This window comes from Desulfovibrio sp. 1214_IL3152 (genome assembly GCF_036763055.1).
Classification (GTDB): domain Bacteria; phylum Desulfobacterota; class Desulfovibrionia; order Desulfovibrionales; family Desulfovibrionaceae; genus Desulfovibrio.
The window spans coordinates 1-4,047 of record NZ_JBAIYW010000606.1 but is presented as its reverse complement, the minus strand read 5'-3'; the positions used below and the strand labels follow the sequence as shown (position 1 = coordinate 4,047).

At 59.1% G+C, this 4,047-nt stretch carries 3 protein-coding genes; all 3 read left to right on the top strand.

Annotation, left to right across the window (positions count from 1 at the left end; genetic code table 11):
- The first annotated feature begins 105 nt into the window (after positions 1-105).
- Genes ribH through leuS form a run of 3 tightly spaced genes read left to right on the top strand, consistent with a single transcriptional unit; the run spans position 106 to position 3,602 of the window.
- Positions 106-576 (top strand): 6,7-dimethyl-8-ribityllumazine synthase, encoded by a 471-nt coding sequence (ribH, locus tag V6C07_RS12740; protein ID WP_333536849.1) that lies wholly within the window; start codon positions 106-108, stop codon positions 574-576.
- Between the two features lie 4 nt (positions 577-580).
- On the top strand, positions 581-1,075 hold the full coding sequence (gene nusB / locus V6C07_RS12735) for a transcription antitermination factor NusB (RefSeq protein WP_333536848.1): 495 nt from the start codon (positions 581-583) through the stop codon (positions 1,073-1,075).
- A gap of 13 nt (positions 1,076-1,088) precedes the next feature.
- Positions 1,089-3,602, top strand: a complete 2,514-nt coding sequence (leuS, locus tag V6C07_RS12730) for a leucine--tRNA ligase (protein WP_333536846.1) — start codon at positions 1,089-1,091, stop codon at positions 3,600-3,602.
- Positions 3,603-4,047 lie beyond the last annotated feature (445 nt).

The window sequence follows — 4,047 nt, the reverse complement described above, 5'->3', positions numbered from 1 at the left end:
TCGGGCGGAATTCGCCGGGCGCGGTTGCGGCCGTGCCAGCATGACGTTTTTAGAACCCATATATCACTTAAGGAACAGGGCGCATCACTGCGCCGAGGAGTCGCCATGAGCACTGTGAAAACCATTGCGGGCCAACTGGACGCCAAGGGCCTCAAGGTGGCCGTTGTGGCTACCCGCTTTAACGACTTTATTGTCGACCGCCTGGTGGGCGGCGCGCTCGACTACCTGGAGCGTCACGGCCTGGATATGGAAAACGTGACGGTGGTGCGCATCCCCGGCGCTTTCGAGATGCCCCTTGTCTGCCAGAAGCTGGCCGCTTCCGGCAAGTATGACGGCATTCTGGCCCTGGGCGCCGTCATTCGCGGCGGAACCCCCCATTTTGACTATGTGTGCGCCGAAGCCAGCAAAGGCATTGCCCATGCCATGCTGCAGCACAACATGCCCGTTGGTTTTGGCCTGCTGACCTGCGACAATATCGAGCAGGCCATTGAGCGCGCAGGTTCCAAGGCCGGCAACAAGGGCGTGGAAGCCGCTGCCGCCATGCTGGAAACCATCCGCGTCATGGAGCAGTTGTAAACTCATGGCTAAAGGCAAAAATGCCACCAGGCGCGGTGAGCGTGAGATGGCTTTTCAGGTTCTGTACGGTCTCTCTTTTACGCCGGCCCGCTCCCTTGAAGAGTTGCGCCGCAGCTTTCGCATGTCGCCGGACAATCTGGCGCGCAGTGAGGAAAGCGGCGTTCCTGTGCAAGCCTGCGGCTTTTCCTGGGAACTCGTGGAAGGGGTGTGGAGCAACAGCGCCGCTCTGGACGAGACCATCAGCCGTTTTTCGCACAACTGGCGCGTGGACCGCATGGGCCGGGTTGAGCTGACCCTGCTGCGGCTGGCTGCGTATGAGCTTGTTTTTCGCAATGATGTGCCGCCCAAGGTGGCTATCAATGAAGCCCTGGAGCTGAGCCGCCAGTTTGGCGAAGGCAATGCCAAGAACTTCATCAACGGCATTCTCGACGCTGTTGCCAAGGCTCTGGAAAACGGCGAGCTGCAACGCTGCGCCGCATCCTCCAATCCTTCTATCTGAACCGGTATGCCCCATGACGCAAGAACGTTACAATCCGCAAGCAATTGAAGAAAAATGGCAGTCCCGCTGGCAGGCAGAAAACGCCTTTGCCTGCAGCCACGAAAGCAACAAGCCCAAATATTATGTGCTCGAAATGTTCCCCTACCCTTCGGGCAACATACACATGGGCCATGTGCGCAACTACTCCATAGGCGACGTGGTGGCGCGCAGCAAACGCATGCAGGGTTATAACGTGCTGCATCCCATGGGTTGGGACGCCTTCGGCCTGCCTGCGGAAAACGCGGCCATCAAAAACAATACCCATCCCGCGGAGTGGACGTATGCCAACATCCGCACCATGCGCGCGCAACTGAAGCGCCTGGGGTATTCCTATGACTGGTCGCGTGAAATCGCCACCTGCCGCCCCGAATATTACCAGTGGGAGCAGATGTTCTTTCTGCGCCTGCTGAAAAAAGGGCTCGTCTACCGCAAAAAGGCCCCGCAGAACTGGTGCCCCTCCTGCCACACGGTGCTTGCCAATGAACAGGTCATTGACGGCCTGTGCTGGCGCTGCGACAGCCGCGTTGTGCAAAAGGACCTCACCCAGTGGTTTCTCAAGATCACGGCCTACGGCGACGAACTGCTGCGCGACCTCGGCACGCTTGAGGGCGGCTGGCCCGAGCGCGTCATCGCCATGCAGCGCAACTGGATAGGCAGATCCACCGGCGCATCCATCACCTTTGGTCTGGAAAAAAACGTGGAAGGCGTAAAAGGCATTGATGTCTTTACCACCAGACCCGACACGGTCTTCGGCGTTACCTTCATGACCCTGGCCCCGGAGCATCCTCTGGTGGAACACCTCATCCAGGGCTACGAAAAAGCCGATGAGGTCAGGGCCTTTGTGGAGCGCATCCGCAACATGGACCGCCTGGACCGCCAGTCTGACCTGCTGGAAAAAGAAGGCATCTTCACCGGTGCGTACGCGCTCCATCCCTTTACGGGTCAGCGCGTTCCCCTGTGGCTCGGCAATTTTGTTCTGGCCGACTACGGCACGGGCGCGGTTATGGGCGTTCCCGCTCACGACCAGCGCGACTTTGAATTTGCACGTAAATACGACCTGCCCGTGCAGGTGGTCATCTGCCCCGAAGGGCAGGAACTTGCGCCTGAAGCCATGACCGAGGCATATACCGGCCAGGGCGTCATGGTCCATTCCGGCCAGTTTGACGGCATGCCCAACGAAGACGGCAAAAAAGCCGTGGCCCAGAGCCTTGAAAAAGACGGCAAGGGCAAAGCCACTACCCAGTTCCGCCTGCGCGACTGGAACATCTCGCGCCAGCGCTATTGGGGCGCGCCTATCCCCGTAATTTATTGCGACAAGTGCGGTGCTGTGCCGGAAAAGGAAGAAAACCTGCCCGTGCTGCTGCCGCTGGATGTAAAAACCCGCAGCGACGGTCGGTCCCCGCTGGCCGATACGCCCTCTTTCGCCCAGTGCGCCTGCCCCCAGTGTGGCGGCCCGGCCCGGCGCGAAACAGATACTATGGACACGTTTGTGGAGTCCTCATGGTACTTCGCGCGCTTTGCCAGCGCCCGTGACGCCGAAACGCCCTTTGCTATGGACGCGGTGAAGTACTGGCTGCCTGTTGACCAGTACATCGGCGGCGTGGAGCATGCCATTCTGCACCTGCTCTATTCCCGCTTTTTCACCAAGGTGCTGCGCGACATGGGATTCTTCCCGCCCGAGCTTTCCGAGCCTTTCAGCAACCTGCTCACCCAGGGCATGGTGCTCAAAGACGGCGGCAAGATGTCAAAATCCAAGGGCAACGTGGTTGACCCCACAGCAATGATCAAAAAATACGGCGCAGACACCGTGCGCCTTTTCTGCCTGTTTGCCGCCCCTGCCGAGCGGGACTTCGACTGGTCTGACTCGGGCATTGAAGGAGCTTCGCGCTTCATCAACCGCGTGTGGCGGCTTTTTGTAGAAGAACAGGACCGCCTGCTGCCGCTTAAAGCCTGCACGTCCACTGCCCAGGATGCCCAAAGTCCCGAAGCGCGAGACCTGCGCCGCCGTGAACACCTGGCCGTCAAAAAGGCCGGAGAAGACATGGGCGACCGCTTCCAGTTCAACACGGCCATTGCCGCTGTGATGGAACTGGTCAACACCATGTACATTGCACGTGAAAAAATGGGGTCGACCGAGGGCGACAGGCGGGTGTTCTCTTCTGCCACGGCCACGGTCATCACCCTGCTTTCTCCCATAATTCCACACGTCTGCGAAGAATTGTGGAGCCGCCTCGGCCATGCTGCATCCCTGTCCGACGAGCCTTGGCCCCAGTGGGATAAGGACGCCACGGCCCAGGATACGGTCACCGTGGCTCTTCAGGTCAACGGCAAGCTGCGCGGTACGGTGGCGATTCCCGCCGGGGCCGACAAGGCCGCTATGGAAGAGGCAGCCCTGGCAGACAGTTCGGTGCAGCGCCACACGGCCGGGCTTACCATCCGTAAAGTGGTGGTGGTTCCGGGCAAGCTGGTCAACATCGTCGCCAACTAGGGCGTTTTAACTTTGAAAAAATGTAAATGCTCTAACGCTGCGCGAAAGTGCAGCGCGCCACAACGTGGCATGGATTCAGCCGGAAATCGCATTTTTTGCTGAATGAACACATTGAAATAATTTATATTTTAACATTAATCTGCTCTAGAGCAGTTTTATTTTGAGATCGCTCTGACGGCGGCGCAAAAGCCCCTTTTCGAGGGCGCAGCCACGCCGACGGCATGCAGAACAAGCCTGCCGACGGCCGCCGATCATGGGCCGGGAATATGATGGGGAAGGGGAGGACGCAAAGGACTCCCCTTCCCCATAACTCTTCCCCCCATAAACTTTTACCGCTATGATGGGATCATGAGCACCACTCGTCCCGGTTTTTCCTTTCTTGTCTGCCCCGACGGGCAACTGCTGCGCGACCGCCTCGCCCGCCAGCTGGAGGCGTTTCCTCCGT

Excerpts from the sequence above, each read along its gene's own strand:
- nusB (WP_333536848.1), top strand. The coding sequence starts at position 581 with ATGGCTAAAGGCAAAAATGCCACCAGGCGCGGTGAGCGTGAGATGGCT.
- leuS (WP_333536846.1), top strand. The coding sequence starts at position 1,089 with ATGACGCAAGAACGTTACAATCCGCAAGCAATTGAAGAAAAATGGCAG.
- ribH (WP_333536849.1), top strand. The coding sequence starts at position 106 with ATGAGCACTGTGAAAACCATTGCGGGCCAACTGGACGCCAAGGGCCTC.